At 70.6% G+C, this 16,625-nt stretch carries 15 protein-coding genes; 10 read left to right on the top strand and 5 right to left on the bottom strand.

Annotated elements, in window-relative coordinates; translation table 11 throughout:
• Positions 1–19: 19 nt before the first annotated feature.
• Together EOE66_RS11930 and EOE66_RS11925 are read right to left on the bottom strand one after the other, a co-directional pair.
• On the bottom strand, positions 20–610 hold the full coding sequence (locus EOE66_RS11930) for a PEP-CTERM sorting domain-containing protein (protein WP_128228882.1): 591 nt from the start codon (positions 608–610) through the stop codon (positions 20–22).
• Between the two features lie 513 nt (positions 611–1,123).
• On the bottom strand, positions 1,124–2,191 hold the full coding sequence (locus EOE66_RS11925) for a hypothetical protein (protein WP_128228881.1): 1,068 nt from the start codon (positions 2,189–2,191) through the stop codon (positions 1,124–1,126).
• A 73-nt stretch (positions 2,192–2,264) separates the two neighbouring features.
• Between EOE66_RS11925 and EOE66_RS11920 the strand changes: the two genes are divergently transcribed.
• A complete protein-coding gene (locus EOE66_RS11920; protein ID WP_245479010.1) occupies positions 2,265–2,942 on the top strand; it encodes an NUDIX hydrolase in 678 nt (225 codons plus the stop codon).
• A 16-nt stretch (positions 2,943–2,958) separates the two neighbouring features.
• On the opposite strand, the gene EOE66_RS11915 is transcribed toward EOE66_RS11920, so the two are convergent.
• Positions 2,959–3,927, bottom strand: a complete 969-nt coding sequence (locus EOE66_RS11915) for a pseudouridine synthase (RefSeq protein ID WP_128228879.1) — start codon at positions 3,925–3,927, stop codon at positions 2,959–2,961.
• Between the two features lie 46 nt (positions 3,928–3,973).
• A complete protein-coding gene (gene trhO, locus EOE66_RS11910; protein WP_128228878.1) occupies positions 3,974–4,840 on the bottom strand; it encodes an oxygen-dependent tRNA uridine(34) hydroxylase TrhO in 867 nt (288 codons plus the stop codon).
• A gap of 97 nt (positions 4,841–4,937) precedes the next feature.
• On the opposite strand from trhO, the gene EOE66_RS11905 reads away from it, so the two are divergent.
• The 9 genes from EOE66_RS11905 to cobA all read left to right on the top strand — a co-directional run bounded on the left by EOE66_RS11905 (position 4,938) and on the right by cobA (position 15,827).
• The gene (locus EOE66_RS11905; protein WP_128228877.1) at positions 4,938–5,186 is read left to right on the top strand and encodes a DUF3297 family protein; all 249 of its coding nucleotides are present in this window, start codon (positions 4,938–4,940) and stop codon (positions 5,184–5,186) included.
• 100 nt (positions 5,187–5,286) lie between these two features.
• The gene (locus EOE66_RS11900) at positions 5,287–5,952 is read left to right on the top strand and encodes an ANTAR domain-containing response regulator (protein ID WP_164885077.1); all 666 of its coding nucleotides are present in this window, start codon (positions 5,287–5,289) and stop codon (positions 5,950–5,952) included.
• Between the two features lie 308 nt (positions 5,953–6,260).
• Positions 6,261–7,514, top strand: a complete 1,254-nt coding sequence (locus tag EOE66_RS11895; protein ID WP_128228875.1) for a CmpA/NrtA family ABC transporter substrate-binding protein — start codon at positions 6,261–6,263, stop codon at positions 7,512–7,514.
• A 25-nt stretch (positions 7,515–7,539) separates the two neighbouring features.
• Entirely contained in the window at positions 7,540–8,457 is a 918-nt protein-coding gene (gene ntrB, locus EOE66_RS11890) for a nitrate ABC transporter permease (RefSeq protein WP_128228874.1), read from the top strand.
• Between the two features lie 13 nt (positions 8,458–8,470).
• Positions 8,471–9,271, top strand: coding sequence for an ABC transporter ATP-binding protein (locus EOE66_RS11885; protein ID WP_128228873.1), 801 nt, complete (start codon positions 8,471–8,473; stop codon positions 9,269–9,271).
• 35 nt (positions 9,272–9,306) lie between these two features.
• Positions 9,307–11,787, top strand: a complete 2,481-nt coding sequence (gene nirB / locus EOE66_RS11880) for a nitrite reductase large subunit NirB (RefSeq protein ID WP_128228872.1) — start codon at positions 9,307–9,309, stop codon at positions 11,785–11,787.
• Positions 11,784–12,155, top strand: a complete 372-nt coding sequence (gene nirD, locus EOE66_RS11875) for a nitrite reductase small subunit NirD (protein WP_128228871.1) — start codon at positions 11,784–11,786, stop codon at positions 12,153–12,155. The genes nirB and nirD overlap by 4 nt, the downstream gene beginning before the upstream one ends.
• 4 nt (positions 12,156–12,159) lie before the next feature.
• The gene (locus tag EOE66_RS11870) at positions 12,160–15,039 is read left to right on the top strand and encodes a nitrate reductase (protein WP_245479008.1); all 2,880 of its coding nucleotides are present in this window, start codon (positions 12,160–12,162) and stop codon (positions 15,037–15,039) included.
• Positions 15,036–15,827, top strand: coding sequence for a uroporphyrinogen-III C-methyltransferase (gene cobA / locus EOE66_RS11865; protein WP_128228870.1), 792 nt, complete (start codon positions 15,036–15,038; stop codon positions 15,825–15,827). The genes EOE66_RS11870 and cobA overlap by 4 nt, the downstream gene beginning before the upstream one ends.
• On the opposite strand, the gene EOE66_RS11860 is transcribed toward cobA, so the two are convergent.
• The gene (locus tag EOE66_RS11860; protein WP_128228869.1) at positions 15,824–16,612 is read right to left on the bottom strand and encodes a hypothetical protein; all 789 of its coding nucleotides are present in this window, start codon (positions 16,610–16,612) and stop codon (positions 15,824–15,826) included. The genes cobA and EOE66_RS11860 overlap by 4 nt on opposite strands.
• Positions 16,613–16,625: the final 13 nt, after the last annotated feature.

The following is a 16,625-nucleotide window of genomic DNA, read 5'->3' as shown; positions in this document are numbered from 1 at the left end:
CGAGGCGCCTGGGGCGGCTTCAGCCGCGCGCGGTCTTGCGACGCTTCACCGCGGCTAGGCAGGCCAGGCTCAGACCGGCCAGAGCCAGACTGCCCGGCTCGGGGACGTTATGCGCGCCCGCCGTCCCGTAGCTGACGTTGTCGAACAGCGAACCGCTGCCCTGCGCCGCGTAGCTGACCTGGGTGAAAGTGCCGGCCGTCTCGATGAAGCCCAGGAAGCCACCGTTGGTAACGGTGTGCGTGATGCCGGCGAGGGTGACCGAGGCCGAGCCAAACGCATAGCCGAAGTCGAGGCCGAACGCGTTGATGGCATTGCCGAAAGTGAAGGTGCCGCTTCCATAGGTCCAGACATAGCCCGGATACACCATGCCGTCCAGCGTGTTGTCGTTGCACATCGCCGGACCGGCAACGCAACCGTAGGCAGCCATGTCGAATCTGTAGGTGCCGCGGTTCTGATTGAAGCTCCCATTGGTGATGTCTGACAGGCTGTCCACAGTCAGGCTGGAAACCGCAGCCTGGAACAAGGCGCGGTCGGTGTACTTGACCAGGGCGGCACTTGCCTGGAAGGCAGAGAAGAGGCCAAGACCGGCCAACGCGAGGTGTTTGAACATAGGAAAGGAGCTCCGGAGTAGCAGGTTGCCGAGGACTCTACGCAAGCACGAAGTCGGAATCAGAAATTGCAAAAGCAAGTTACGGGCCCGGATGACTTACTCCTTACAAATCAACGTTCTTGCCGGCGCATCGGGCTGACGCCGGCGCGGTGTGTAAAGCCCATTGACAATGACGACTCCGGCGACCGGGGCCGGCCGATGGAGAACATCGGCCATCTTCGGGTGTGTCGCATTGCTCTCACCGACGGCTTCACGGCGACGAATTCGAGTGCGTAAATGTCGCCTCAGGGTCGCTAGCAGACGGAGGCCAACGCCGTTGGCCTGCGGCAAAGCTGTCGTCGCTCGCGACGCAGCGTGGCAAGCAGGCCAGCCGAGGTGACATCGGTGGGGTCATGCTCCACGCGGTTGCCGCCCCTCACCGCGATCCCTGCGGTATGCGAGGTCAGGCTGGTCGCAAGGATCAGCGCCCGCCAGTCGCGATCTCGTGGCGCGCTTCGCAACCACTGTGGCGCCCTACAGCCCCAGATCGGTCCGCGCTGCCAGCGCCGCCATCGAAGCCGGCACGCTGCCGTAGCTGACCAGTTGCACCTGCAGCCCCGTGCCGGCCGTCAGGGCGAGGGCGCGTGCCATCGCGTCGTCGATCCAGGCTGCGTCGTTGCCGAAGGCGCCGCCGCCCAGGCGCGTGAGCAGCACCCGGCCGCTGCCGCCGGCCTGCTGTTGCGTCAGGGCCGCGCGCAGCGTGGCCTCGTAGGCGGCCTCGAGCACCAGGCGCGCCAGCGGCTCCCAGGCGGCGCTGGGGCCGCGGCCGTAGGCCACGGGCAGCGCCGAGCAAAACGCCTGCGTCACGCGCGGGCGGGCGGGGCCGGGCAGGTCGGTCACCTCCACGCCGTGGTGCAGGCCGATGCACAGCGCCGCGCGCAGCGCATCGCGCTCGGCCTCCGGGGCGCTGCGCAGCCAGGGGTTCAGCACCGCCAGGCCCTCGGGCCGGCACAGTGCGTAGCCATTGCGCATCGTCCACAGCGGCGGGGCTTCACGGCCGGTGGCGCGGTGCAGGGCCGCGGCCAGGGCAGCGCCCAGCGGTGCCAGGGTGTCGATCTGCCGCGCGGCGGTCTGGCCCTGCTGGGCGGGCGTGCCGGGCACGGGGGCGAAGTAGTTGCGGTAGACCGTGGCCGCGCCTGCGGCCATGGCGCAGGCCGGGCCCTGCGTGCGGTCGTGCTGGTAGCGCGTCACGCCGTCTTCGGGGCTGACGTCGGGCCCCACCATCTCCAGCAGGTTGAACTGCGAGGCCACCTGGAACAGCGCCCCGGCGTTCTCGGGCGCGGCATGCAGCGCGCGGGCGTCGGCGGCCACGCAGTGCAGGGTCTGCCGCACGGGGCTGCCGGCGGGTGGCAGCGGCGTGCGCTCGCGCAGCGTGGCCAGGCTCGCCACTTCCAGCCGGCCGGTGGCGTAGCGTGCGCCGTTCACGCGCGAGACGAGTTCATCACCTTCCAAGGCCAGTCGCTCGCGCGCGGCCGCGTAGGGGCCTTCACGAAAGCCGAACAGGCGGCTGAACCAGTCGGCAGGGGCGGCTGAGGTGGTCATGCCGCTTTATGCCACGCCCGGCCACGGCCACGGCCCGGTAGCCCCAGCGCACGGCCATGCCAGACTCGGGCGGGTGAACACCTTGCCCACCGGCGCATCGCTGCGCACGTTCCTGCAGCAGCGCCTTGCGGCCTGGCCAGTGCAGGCCTTGCCCGCCGAGGGCCGCCGGCACGCTGCCGTGGCCCTGCCCGTCACCGAAGCCGGCTGGGGCGCCGGCTTGCCCGGCCTGCCGCTGCAGCCCGCCCACACGCCCTGGAGCGAGGCCGCCGCGGTGCTGCTGACACGCCGCGCGCTCACGATGCGCCAGCACGCCGGCCAGTGGGCGCTGCCAGGGGGCCGCGTCGACGAAGGCGAAAGCCCCGAGCAGGCCGCGCTGCGCGAGCTGCACGAAGAACTCGGCCTGCGGCTGCCGCCCGAGGCCGTGCTGGGCCGGCTGGACGACTACGCCACGCGCTCGGGCTACCTCGTCACGCCCGTGGTGGTGTGGGCCGGCGCGGCGCGCGCGCTGCAGCCCAACCCGGCCGAGGTGGCCTCGGTGCACCGCATTGGCGCCGACGAACTGCTGCGCGCAGACGCGCCCTTGCTCAACCAGGTGCGTGGCGCCGAGCACCCCGTGCTGCGCATGCCGCTGGGCACGCACTGGGTGGCGGCGCCCACCGCGGCCTTCCTCTACCAGTTCCGCGAGGTGGCGCTGCTGGGCCGCGCCACGCGCGTGGCGCACTTCGACCAGCCGTTCTTCGCGTGGCGCTGAAGAGGGCGACGCCGCCTCAGGCCGGCGATGGGGCCGCCGCCACCATCGCCAGCGTCTGCCGGCTGCGGTAGCTGCGCACCTGGCCCGTCACCGGGCAGGTGAAGCCGATCTCGCGGGCCAGCAACTGCAGCGGCTGCGAAAAATCAGGCGGCGCATCGGCCGGCGGCTCGGGCCACAGGTGCGGGTAGATGCGGTCGCCGCAGATCGGCAGGCCCAGGGCGTTGAGGTGGGCGCGCAGCTGGTGCTTGGCGCCGGTCTGAGGGTGCAGGCGGTAGTGGGCGAATTCGGGCCCCAGGCGCGCGATGAGTTCCACCGTGGTGATGGCGTTGGGCTCGCCGGGCACGGTTTCCATCTGCATGAAGGCGCGGCCTTCGCGTTCCTGCAGGCGGCTGCGCATCGTGATCGGCAGTTCGACATCGCTGCGCCAGGGCGCCACCGCCTCGTAGACCTTGTGCACACGCCGCTCGCGAAACAACGCCTGAAAGGCCGCGCGCGTGGCCGGCTGCACCATGAAGAGCAGCACGCCGGCGGTCTCGAGGTCGAGCCGGTGCATGGGCACCAGGGTCTCGATGCCGAGCTGGTGTTTCAGCCGCACCAGCACGGTCTCAAACAGGTGGCGGCCGCCGGGCGTGACGGGCAGGAAGTGCGGCTTGTCCACGGCCACCAGGTGCTCGTCCTGGTGCAGCACCACCACCTCGCCGGGCACGCGCGGCTCGGGCTGGTGGGTGGGCAGGCTGCGCCAGTACCAGAGCACGCTGTGGGCGGGCGGGCAGGGCGCGTCCATCGGGCAGGCGCGGCCCTGCGCATCGAGCACGTCGCCGCGTGCCAGGCGTTCGGCCCAGGGGCGGCCGGGCGGCAGCCGGTGGTCGAGAAAGGCCGCCAGGCTGGGCCAGGTGCCGCCGCCGGGCGGTGCGGCAACGGCCACGCGGCTGGCGCTGAGGCCCTCGCGCGCCGGTGGCACCCAGGTCGGGCGCGGGCGGGTCATGGGATGGCCTGTAGCGGCGTTGAGTGCGGCTGCAGAACGTGCCGCGTCAAAAGGCGTCCAAACGCTGCGCGCGCGCCAGGCGCCAGGCCTCGCCGGGGTCGGTCTCGTCGAAGACCTCGGCGGCGGTGGTGGGTGTCTCCTGCAGCTGCGCATCCAGCGCGATGCGCTTGTCGAAGACGAAACACTCGCCCTCCCACTCCCGCGCGGCGTCGGGCAGCTGCTGGAAGTAGTTGAGGATGCCACCCTCCAACTGCAGCACCTGCAGGCCCAGGCTCTGCAGCCAGGGCGCGGTCTTGTCGCAGCGGATGCCGCCGGTGCAGTACATCGCCACCGGGCGCTGCGCCTCGCGCCAGGCCGGCGCGTGCGCCTCGACGTAGGCGACGAAATCGCGGAAGTGGCGCACGCCCGGGTCTTCGGCGCCCTTGAAGTGGCCGAGGCGGAATTCGAAGTGGTTGCGGTTGTCCAGCAGCACCACGTCTTCCCGTTGCAGCAGCTCGCGCCATTGCGCCGGGCTGAGGTGGGTGGTGTCGTGCATGTCGGGCAGCGGCAGCGTCTCGGCACCCGGCAGGCCCAAGGCCACGATCTCGGGCTTCACCAGCACCTTCAGGCGCGCGAAGGGCGGCGTGACGCACGCGCTGCGCTTGAAGGGCATGCCCGCGAAAGCGCCCGACAGCAGCGCCGGCGCCTGCAGCGCGGCTTCGAAGCGCGCCACCGCCGCCGCCGGGCCGGAGACGGCGCCGTTGATGCCTTCGGTGGCGATGGTGATGGCGCCGAAGAGGCCGCACTCGGTGGCCAAGGCACGCACCGCGGCGGCGGCCTCGGTGGCATCGGCCAGTGGCGTGAAGCGGTAGAAGGCGCTGTGCAGCAGATCGCCGGGGGCGCTGGTGTCGGGGGCAGGGTGGGGGGCGTTCACACCTGCATTTTCGCCTCTGGGCGCCGCGGGCGGCCGGCCGCGATGCCAGACAATGCGGGCCCCCGGCCCTCAGGGCCGATGTCCGCACCGAACGACCATGACCGACACCGCCGCCCGCCCCGAGATGCCCGACCGCCTGGCCACCGACCCGCGCAGCCCCTACCACGTGCGTGCCGTCTTCGAGCACGACATCGGCATCCGCTTCAACGGCAAGGACCGTGGCGACGTCGCCGAGTACTGCATCAGCGAAGGCTGGATCCGCGTGCCCGCCGGCAAGACGGTGGACCGCAAGGGCCAGCCGCTGCTGATCAAGCTCAAGGGCACGGTCGAGCCCTACTACCGCTGACAGGCGCCGTGCCGCGCCAGCGCGCGGCACGAAAGTTGCGCGGCTCGGCGGCGTGAAGCCGCGCCGCCCTCCGACCCCAACGCCCACGGCGGCCCCCGCCGTGCCGGCGGCGACCCCGGGCCCGGCCACCGAGTGCCCCGCTGAGAGTCCCGACGAGACCCCCGCCGACACCGGCCGCCCGCTGCGCGTGCTGCTCATCGACGACGGCGCCCACCGCGTCAGCCTCATCCACGACGAACTGGCGCGCCTGGGCCACCTGGTGGTGGGCGTGCTCGACTCGGCCCTGCTCATCCACGACTGCGTGCTGCGCCTGCAGCCCGACGTGGTGATCGTCGACAGCGAGAGCCCCGGCCGCGACACGCTGGAGCACCTGGCCACCGTTTCCAGCGCCTGCCCGCGCCCGGTGGTGGTGTTCAGTGAAGACGCCAGCACCGCGCCCATGCAGCAGGCGCTGCGCGCGGGTGTGAGCGCCTATGTCATCTCGGGCCTGCAGCCGCAGCGGCTGCTGCCGGTGCTGCAGGTGGCCATCGCGCGTTTCGAGCAAGACCGTGAGCTGCGCGGCCAGCTGGAGATGGCGCAGACGCAGCTGGGCGAGCGCAAGCTGGTGGAACGTGCCAAGGGCCTGCTGATGGAAGAGGTGGGCCTCACCGAGGCGCAGGCCCACGCCCACCTGCGCAAGCTGGCCATGGACCGCGGCCAGCGCCTGGGCCAGGTGGCCGAGCGCGTGGTGAAGGCGCACGAACTGCTCAAGCCGCCCGGCGGCTGAACCGCCGGCGCCAGCGCACCAAGCGCAGGCAGTGCCGACGCACCAAGCGCAGGCGTGGCCCGTGCGGCCTTGGTGCACGCCGGGCGGCTGGCGCAGATGCCGCCAATCGCCCCACCTATGAAGCGCCGCCTGTGAAGCCATTGGCACGGTGCGTGCTAACGGTTGCTGCAGACCCGGCGCACAACGGCGTGTGGCGGGGCTGAAGGTTTCGGGCAAAGGCGTCCGACTCGCAGGGTTCAGGTTCAGACCTGAGCCGCTGCAGTCGCGACGCCTTTTTTCATTGGTCTTTTGGCTTCCAGGAGCAGCACATGTCGCAACGCGAGGGTCTGATGAGTGATGTACGTCGGCAGTTCATCAAGGGTTCGGCGGCCATGGCCGCCGGGGCGGCTTTGCCCGGTGGGGCCTGGGCCCAGGGCAGCGACGCGCCTGAGAAGAAGGAAGTCAAGATCGGCTTCATCCCGCTGACCGACTGCGCCAGCGTGGTGATGGCCTCGGTGCTGAAGTTCGACGAGAAGTACGGCATCAAGATCATCCCCACCAAAGAGGCCAGCTGGGCCGGCGTGCGCGACAAGCTGGTCAACGGCGAGCTCGACATGGCGCACGTGCTGTGGGGCCTGATCTACGGCGTGCACATGGGCGTGGGCGGGCCGAAGAAGGACATGGCCATCCTGATGAACCTGAACCACAACGGGCAGGCCATCACGCTGTCGAAGAAGCTGGCCGACAAGGGCGCGGTGGACGTGGCCAGCCTGGCCAAGACGATGGCTGCCGACAAGCGCGACTACACCTTCGCGCAGACCTTCCCCACCGGCACGCACGCGATGTGGCTGTACTACTGGCTGGCCAGCGCGGGCGTGAACCCGATGAAGGACACCAAGGTCATCACCGTGCCGCCGCCGCAGATGGTGGCCAACATGCGCGTGGGCAACATGGACGGCTTCTGCGTGGGCGAGCCCTGGAACCACCGCGCCATCATCGACGGCATCGGCATCACGGCGGCTACCACGCAGGACATCTGGAAAGACCACCCCGAGAAGGCGCTGGGCACCACGGCCGACTTCGTCAAGAAGTACCCCAACACCGCGCGCGCCGTGATCATGGCCGTGCTGGAAGCCGGCCGCTGGATCGACGCCAGCCTGTCGAACAAAAACAAGATGGCCGAGACGATTGCCGAGAAGAGCTACGTCAACACCAGCGTCGACGCGATCAACCAGCGCATCCTGGGCCGCTACCAGAACGGCCTGGGCAAGACCTGGGACGACCCCAACCACATGAAGTTCTTCAACGACGGGGTGGTGAACTACCCCTACCTGAGCGACGGCATGTGGTTCCTGACGCAGCACAAGCGCTGGGGCCTGCTGAAGAGCCACCCCGACTACCTGGCCATCGCCAAACAGGTGAACCAGACGGCGCTCTACAAGCAGGCCGCCGCACAGCTGAAGGTGAGCGTGCCCAAGAGCGATCTGCGCAGCAGCAAGATGATGGACGGCGTGGTGTGGGACGGCAGCAACCCCGCGAAGTACGCCGACGGCTTCAAGATCAACGCCCTGGCCACGGCCTGAGCGCCCCGTGCAGGAGAACACGCCCATGGTCGCAGCCGTTTTCCATACCGGCGGGCTGGCCGGCACCGAGCCGCCGCCTGTTGCCGCCCCCGCTGCCGCAGGGCCCGCTGCCGTGACCGCGGTGGCGCCCTCCGTGGCACCCACGCCCACCCAGCCCCGCTGGCGGCCCGACTGGCGCAGCCTGTGGCTGGCCGTGCTGCCGCCGGTGCTGGGCCTGGTGCTGCTGGTGGGCATCTGGACCCTGGCCACCTCGGGGCCCAACGCGAGCCTGCCCACGCCGGCCGTCACCTTCGAGGCGGCGGTGAAGCTCTTCTCCGACCCCTTCTACGACAACGGCCCCAACGACCAGGGCATCGGCTGGAACGTGCTGTTCTCGCTGGAGCGCGTGGGCATCGGCTTCGGGCTGGCGGCGGCGGTGGGCATCCCGCTGGGTTTCATCATCGGCCGCTTCGAGTTCGTGGGCCGCATGTTCAGCCCGCTGATCAGCCTGCTGAAACCCGTGTCGCCGCTGGCCTGGCTGCCCATCGGCCTGCTGGTCTTCAAGAGCGCCAACCCGGCCGCGGTGTGGACCATCTTCATCTGCAGCATCTGGCCCATGGTGGTGAACACCGCGGTGGGCGTGCAGCGGGTGCCGCAAGACTATTTGAACGTGGCGCGCGTGCTGAACCTCAGCGAGTGGAAGGTCATCACCAAGATCCTCTTCCCCGCGGTGCTGCCCTACATGCTGACCGGCGTGCGCCTCAGCGTGGGCACGGCCTGGCTCGTCATCGTGGCGGCCGAGATGCTGACCGGCGGCGTGGGCATCGGTTTCTGGGTCTGGGACGAGTGGAACAACCTCAACGTCAAGCACATCATCGTGGCGATCTTCGTGATCGGCATCGTGGGCCTGGCGCTGGAACAGCTGTTGATGGCGATGGCCCGCCGCTTCAGCTACGACGATTGAAGGAGCGAAACCCATGAGCCACTTCATCGAAGTACAGGGCGCCGAGATGGTGTTCACAACGCGCAAGGGCCGCTTCCACGCGCTGCGCGACATCCACCTCACCGTGGACCAGGGCGAGTTCGTCACGCTCATCGGCCACTCGGGCTGCGGCAAAAGCACGCTGCTGAACCTGCTGGCGGGCCTGACACGCCCCACCGCCGGCGTGCTGCTGTGCGACAACCGCGAGATCACCGCGCCCGGGCCCGAGCGCGGCGTGGTGTTCCAGAACCATTCGCTGCTGCCTTGGCTGAGCTGTTTCGAGAACGTCTACCTCGCGGTGGAACGGGTCTTCGGCGCGGCCGAGACCAAGACGCAGATGAAGGTGCGCACCCAGGCCGCGCTGGAACTGGTGGGCATGGGGCATGCCCTCAGCAAGCGCCCGCACGAAATCAGCGGCGGCATGAAGCAGCGCGTGGGCATCGCGCGCGCGCTGGCCATGGAGCCCAAAGTGCTGCTGATGGACGAGCCGTTCGGCGCGCTGGACGCGCTGACCCGTGCGCGCCTGCAAGACGAACTGCTGAAGATCGTGGCACGCACGAAGAGCACGGTGGTGATGGTCACGCACGATGTCGACGAGGCCGTGCTGCTGAGCGACCGCATCGTGATGATGACCAACGGCCCGGCGGCCACCATCGGGCAGATCCTGCCCGTGACGCTGCCGCGCCCGCGCGACCGCATCGAACTGGCCGAAGACCGCGAGTACGTGCACGCCCGCCGCGAGGTGCTGGACTTCCTCTACACGCGCCAGGGGCACGTGGAGAAAACCGCCGCCTGAGCCCCCGTCACGAGCCCTGCTGAGGAGTACACACCATGAAAAAGATGAAGCTCGTGATGGTGGGCAATGGCATGGCCGGCGTGCGCACGCTGGAAGAGCTGTTGAAGATCGCGCCTGATCTGTACGAGATCACCGTCTTCGGCGCCGAGCCCCACCCCAACTACAACCGCATCCTGCTCAGCCCCGTGCTCGCCGGCGAGCAGACGCTGGACGAGATCGTGCTCAACCCGCTGAGCTGGTATGCCGAGCACGGCATCACGTTGCACCTCGGCAAGACGGTGACGCAGATCGACCGCGTGAAGCGGGTGGTGCGCGCTGCCGACGGCACCGAGGCCCCTTACGACCGCCTGCTGCTGGCCACCGGCAGCCTGCCCTTCATCCTGCCCGTGCCGGGCAAGGACTTGGCAGGCGTGCTGGCCTACCGCGACATCGCCGACACGCAGGCCATGATCGACGCGGCCACGAAGTACAAGCATGCGGTGGTCATCGGTGGCGGCCTGCTGGGCCTGGAGGCCGCCAACGGCCTGATGCTGCGCGGCATGCAGGTGACGGTGGTGCACATCCAGCCCTGGCTGATGGAGCGCCAGCTCGACGACGTGGCCGGCGGGCTGCTGCGCAAGAGCCTGGAAGAGCGCGGCTTGCGCTTCGAGATGGGCGCGCAGACCGAGGCGCTGATCCCCGACAAGGACGGAAGGGTGATGGCCGTGCGCTTCAAGGACGGCCGCGAGATCCCGGCCGACCTGGTGGTGATGGCCGCCGGCATCCGCCCGAACACCGCCCTGGCCGAGAGCGCGAACATCCACTGCCACCGCGGCATCGTCGTCAGCGACACGCTGCAGACCGTCACCGACGCGCGCATCTACGCCGTGGGCGAATGCGCCGCGCACCGCGGCATCGCCTACGGCCTGGTGGCGCCGCTCTTCGAGCAGGGCAAGGTCTGCGCCACGCACCTGGCGCAGTTCGGCATCGGCCGCTACACCGGCAGCCAGACCAGCACCAAGCTCAAGGTCACGGGCATCGACCTCTTCTCGGCCGGTGATTTCATGGGCGGCGAGGGCTGCGAAGACATCGTGCTCAGCGACCCCTATGCCGGCGTCTACAAGAAGCTGGTGATCCGCGACGACAAGCTCGTGGGCGCCTGCCTCTACGGCGACACCGCCGACGGCAGCTGGTACTTCAGGCTGCTGCGCGACGGCCGCAGCGTGGCCGACATCCGCGAGAAGCTGATGTTCGGCGAGAACAACCTCGGCGACCACGGGCACGAAGGCCACAACAAGGCCGCCGCCATGGCCGACACCGACGAGGTCTGCGGCTGCAACGGCGTCACCAAGGGCAGCATCTGCAAGGCCATCAAGGACAAGGGCCTGTTCACGCTGGACGAGGTGCGCAAGCACACCAAGGCGAGTGCCAGTTGCGGCAGCTGCACTGGGCTGGTGGAACAGCTGCTGATGTTCACAGCCGGCGGCGACTACAGCGCCGCGCCCAAGACCAAGGCGATGTGCGGCTGCACCGACCTGGGCCACCAGGCCGTTCGAGAAGCGATCAAAGACCAGCACCTCACCACCATCGACGGCGTCTACAGCGCGCTGGCCTGGCGCACGCCCAACGGCTGCGCCAGCTGCCGCCCGGCCGTCAACTACTACCTGCTGAGCACCTGGCCCAAGGAGTCCGTGGACGACCCGCAAAGCCGTTTCATCAACGAACGCAGCCACGCCAACATCCAGAAAGACGGCACCTACAGCGTGATCCCGCGCATGTGGGGCGGCATGACGAGCGCCGACGAGCTGCGCCGCATTGCCAACGCGGTGGACAAGTTCAAGATCCCGGCCGTCAAGGTGACGGGCGGCCAGCGCATCGACCTGCTGGGCGTGAAGAAGGAAGACCTGCCCGCGGTGTGGCAGGCCATCGGCATGCCCAGCGGCCACGCCTACGCCAAGGCCCTGCGCACGGTGAAAACCTGCGTGGGCAGCGAGTGGTGCCGCTTCGGCACGCAAGACAGCACGAAGATGGGGCAAGACCTGGAGCGCGCGCTGTGGCGCATGTACGCCCCGCACAAGGTGAAGCTGGCCGTCAGCGGCTGCCCGCGCAACTGTGCGGAGAGCGGCATCAAGGACGTGGGCGTGATCGGCGTCGATTCGGGCTGGGAGTTGCACATCGCCGGCAACGCGGGCATCAAGACCGAGGTGGGGCAGTTCTTCATCAAGGTGAAGACGCCCGAGGAAGTGCTGGAGTACAGCGGCGCCTTCCTGCAGCTCTACCGCGAAGAGGGCTGGTACCTGGAGCGCACCGTTCACTACGTGGCGCGCGTGGGCATGGCGCACGTGAAGGCGAAGGTGCTGGACGACGCCGCCAACCGCAAGGCCTTGTGGGAGCGCCTGCAGTTCAGCCTGGACGGCGAGCCCGACCCCTGGTTCGAGTTCGAGAAGGCGCAGGTCGACCTGCGGCAGTTCGAGCCCATCAAGCCCGAGGTGCAGATCGAACTCGCCGCGCTGGGTGGTGCGAAGGAGACCGCATGAACGCCGCCAGCACCTGGGTGCCCATCTGCAGCGTCGACGACATCCCGCGCCTGGGCGCGCGTCGCGTGGCGCGGCCGGCGGGCGGCGCGGTGGCGGTCTTTCGCACCGCCGACGACCGCGTGTTCGCGCTGCTCGACCGCTGCCCGCACAAGGGCGGGCCGCTTTCGCAAGGCATCGTCACCGCCGACGGCGTGGCCTGCCCGCTGCACAACCAGGTGATCGGCCTGGCCGACGGCTGTGCCCGCGCGCCCGACAGCGGCTGCACGCCCAGCTTCGCGGTGCAGCTGCAGGGCCGGCAGGTGCTGCTGAACGCGCAAGAGCTGCGCGAGCTGGCGCTGGACAGCACCGCCGAAGCCTCCCACGGCTGAGCCCATGCCGCCCGTGCAGGCCACCCGCAGCACCTGCCCCTACTGCGGCGTGGGCTGCGGCGTGGTGATCGAAAGCCGCGGCGCGCAGATCACCGGCGTGCGCGGCGACCCCGATCACCCGGCGAACTTCGGGCGCCTGTGCACCAAGGGGCAGACGCTGCACCTCACGGCGGCGGCCCACCTGCAGCCGCAGCTGCGCGCATTGCAGCCGATGCGCCGCGCCGCGCGCGACCAGCCCCTCTTGCCCGTGGCCTGGGATGTGGCGCTGGACGAGGTGGCGCAGCGCTTCGCGCAGATCGCCGAAGAAAGCGGGCCCGACGCGCTGGGCTTGTACCTCTCGGGCCAGTTGCTCACCGAGGATTACTACGTCTTCAACAAGCTGGCCAAGGGCCTGCTGGGCACCAACAACGTCGACACCAACTCGCGCCTGTGCATGAGCAGCGCGGTGGCCGGCTACAAGCAGAGCCTGGGCGCCGACGCGCCGCCCAACTGCTACGAAGACCTGGACCATGCCGCCACCGTCTTCATCACCGGCAGCAACATGGCCTGGGCGCACCCGGTGCTCTTCCGCCGCCTGGAAGACGCGCGCCGCGCGAACCCGGCGCAGCGCTGGATCGTCGCCGACCCGCGCCGCACCGAAACCGCCGCGCTGGCCGACCTGCACCTGCAGCTGCTGCCCGGCACCGACGTGGTGCTCTACCACGCGCTGCTGCACGTGATGCTGTGGGAGGGCCTCACGGACCCCGCCTTCATCGCCGCCCACACCACCGGCTTCGAGGCGCTGCGCGACCGCGTGCGCGAGTTCAGCCCGGCGGTGGCCGCCAAGACCTGCGGGCTGAAGGCCGAAGACATCGTGCAGGCTGCGCGCTGGATCGCCGGTGTGCAAGCCGATGGCCCCCGCGCGCCCACGCTCAGCCTGTGGTGCCAGGGCCTGAACCAGAGCAGCAGCGGCACCGACAAGAACAGCGCCCTCATCAACCTGCACCTGGCCACGGGGCAGATCGGCCGCCCGGGCGCGGGCCCGTTCTCCTTGACCGGCCAGCCCAACGCCATGGGCGGGCGCGAGGTGGGCGGCCTTGCCAACCTGCTCAGCGCGCACCGCGACCTGGCCAACCCCGCGCACCGCGAAGAGGTGGCCGCCTTCTGGGGCGTGCAAGTCGTGCCGGCGGTGCGCGGCAAGAGTGCTGTGCAGATGTTCGAGGCCGCGGCCGAGGGCGAGATCCGCGCGCTGTGGATCGCCTGCACCAACCCCGCGCAGAGCCTGCCCAACCAGGCCGTGGTGCGCCGCGCGCTGCAGCGCGCCGAGTTCGTGGTGCTGCAAGAGGCCTACACCACCACTGCCACGGCGGGTTATGCCGACCTGCTGCTGCCGGCCAGCACCTGGGGCGAGAAAGAAGGCACCGTCACCAACAGCGAACGCCGCATCAGCCGCGTGCGGGCCGCGGTGCCGGCGCCGGGGCAGGCGCGCGCCGATTGGGCCATCGCGGCGGATGTGGCCCAGCGCCTGGAGAAGCTGCGCCCGCCGGCGCGCTGGCCGGGCTGGCAGGGCGAAACGCTCTTCCCTTACCGCAGCGCCGAAGACGTGTGGAACGAGCACCGCGAGAGCACGCGCGGCCGTGATCTCGACATCACCGGCCTGAGCTACGCGCAGTTGGAAGCCGCCCCGCAGCAATGGCCGCTGCGCGAAGGCGAGACCACGGGCGCCGCACGGCTGTACGCGGATGGCGTCTTCCCCACGCCCGACGGCCGTGCGCGTTTTGTCGCGCCGGCCTGGCGCAACGTGGCCGAGCCGCGCGACGCACGCTACCCCGTCGCCCTGAACACCGGCCGCCTGCGCGACCAGTGGCATGGCGCCAGCCGCACCGGCACGCTGGGCCGGCTGTTTGCGCACAGCCCCGAGCCGGTGCTGGAACTGCACCCGCAGGAACTTGCGCGCCGCCGCTGGCTGCCGGGCAAACTGGTGCGCGTGGCCTCGCGCCGCGGCGCCCTGGTGCTGCCCGTGGCGCCCAGCGAAGCGGTGGCGCCCGCACAGGCCTTCATCGCCATGCACTGGGGCGGTGAGTGGCTCAGCGGCGGCGGGGTCAACACGCTCACCAGCGACAGCGTCTGCCCCACCTCCCACCAGCCCGAACTGAAACACGCCGCCGTGCGCCTGGAGCCCGCGGCCTTGCCGTGGCAGATGGCCGGCGGTGCCTGGTGGCCGGCCGAGCAGGCCTGGGCGCGCCGCGAGGCCCTGCGTGCGGTCTTTGCCGCCATCGAGGCCGCGGGCGGCTACGCGCACTGCGTGCCCTTCGGGCGCGAGTTCGATCCCGCCGAGGCCGAGGCGCTGGCCACGGCGCCGGCCGAAGCCGGCCTGCGCTGGCGCGCTGCTTTGCCAGCCACGGCAGAACCCGCACTGCTGCAAGCCGTGGCCGCTGCGCTCGGCCTGGACCCGGCCCAAGGCCCCTTGCTGCAGTACGCCGACCCGCGCCTCGGCCAGACCCGCCGCCTCGCGCTGCGGCCCGACGGCACGCTGCGCGCCTACCTGCTGGCCGGCGACACCGCGGCCGACGCCTGGGTGCTGCCGCTGCTGCTGGGCCGCGAACCCGCTGCCGCCTACGGCCGCGCCTTGCTGGCCGCGCGCGCGGTGCCGCCGGACATGCTGGCCCAGCGCGCGCCGCGCAGCCCGCAGGTGTGCGCCTGTTTCGACGTCAGCGAAGCACGCATCGTGCAAGCCGCGGCGCAGGCCGACGGCACGCCGGCCCAGCGCCTGCAGGCGGTTCAGCAGGCGCTGCACTGCGGCACGCGCTGCGGCAGCTGCCTGCCGGCCGTGAAGGGCCTGCTGCAGCGCACGCCCTGCGCCCCACCGCAGGCGGCCAGCGCGCCGCAGGAGACCTTGGCATGAACACCGCCACCCCGCACCCCGTGCACCTCGTCGGCGCCGGCCCTGGCGACCCCGAACTGCTCACGCTCAAGGCCATCAAGGCCTTGCGCCAGGCCACCGTGGCGCTGGTGGACGACCTCGTGCACCCCGGCGTGCTCAAGTTCCTGCGCCGCAGCGCGCGCGTGGTGCACGTTGGCAAACGCGGCGGCTGCGCGAGCACGCCGCAGGCCTTCATCGAGCGGTTGATGGTGGCCGAGGCCCAGCGCGGCGAACGTGTGGTGCGCCTGAAGGGCGGCGACCCCTTCGTCTTCGGCCGCGGCGGTGAAGAGGCCGACGCCCTGCGTGCCGCCGGCGTTCCGGTGGTGGTGGTCAGCGGTCTCACCGCCGGGCTGGCGGGCCCGGCAGCCCTGGACCTGCCCGTGACCGACCGCCGCCACACGCGCGGCGTGGTGCTGGTGACGGGCCACACCGGCGAGGGCGATGACCTGGAACCCGACTGGCCCGCGCTGGCGCGCTGCGGCCTCACGCTGGTGGTCTACATGGGCGTGGCGCGCCTGGGCCGCATCGTGCAGGGCCTGCAGGCCGGCGGCCTGCCGGAACACACGCCCGCAGCCGTGGTCTGCAGCGCGCACACGCCGCGCCAGCGGCAGGCGCTGTGCACCTTGGGCGAACTGGTGGCCACGGTGCAGCGCGAAGGCCTGGCCAGCCCGGCCATCGTGGTGGTGGGCGACGTCGTGCAGGCCAGCCCGTACTGGGCGGCGGCGCCGGTGCAGCAGCCGCTGCAGGCGGCCCGGCAGCGAGAGGCCTAGCGGTAGAACAGGTGTGATTGCCCGCGGAACACGGGTGAGCTCTCGCACAGGCCGAGAATCTCGGGGTAGACGCGGCGGTAGACGCGGCCCTCGAAGTCCTTGCTCGCGTACATGTCGAGGTAACACTGCGCGCAGGCGGCCAGGCCCTTGAGTCCCTTGGCGGCCTTGGCCTTCCGGTAGCTTTCCAGCGTTTCGACCGCCGCGCTGCGGTAGCTGGCCACGCGGTCGCGCGTGAAGATCAGCCCGCCGTCGTTCAGCATGCGCGGCGCGAGTTCGGCGTGCAGCACGTCGAGCTTGCGGTCGGGGCCGATGTTCACCTGCTGCGGCAGCAGCTTGGTCGCGCCGGCATGCACCTTCAGGCGCTCGTAGCCGTCGCGCGTGAAGACCGTGGCGCGGCAGGCCTCGGCGAAGTTCAGCGCCAGGCCCAGGTTGCAGAAATGCGCGGCGTCGGCGCGCGTGAACATCGTCGTGGGCTTGTCCACCACCTTCTCGTCCTTGGGGTCGAAGGCGGTGTAGGCCGGCTCGTCGTCGTTGCGCAGGCCGCTGCCGATCTGGTCGGTGGCCTTGGCCAGCACGAAGTGGGCGTCGGGCAGCGAGGGTTGCTGCTGCCGTGCGCGCTGGCGGTTGATCTCGGCCACCACGATCTTCATCGTGACCACGAAGTAGAAGAAGAAGTCGGCGCGCTGCAGCGCGTGTTCCTGCAGTTCGTCGCGCAGCGCACCCGCGAACACGGGCAGCGGGCGGGCGTCTTCCACATGGCGGCGGCCGGCGGGGGGTGGGGGCATGCGCGTCTCCTGG

This window comes from Rubrivivax rivuli (genome assembly GCF_004016505.1).
GTDB classification, from domain to species: domain Bacteria; phylum Pseudomonadota; class Gammaproteobacteria; order Burkholderiales; family Burkholderiaceae_C; genus Rubrivivax; species Rubrivivax rivuli.
This window is presented reverse-complemented; position numbering and strand designations above follow the sequence as displayed.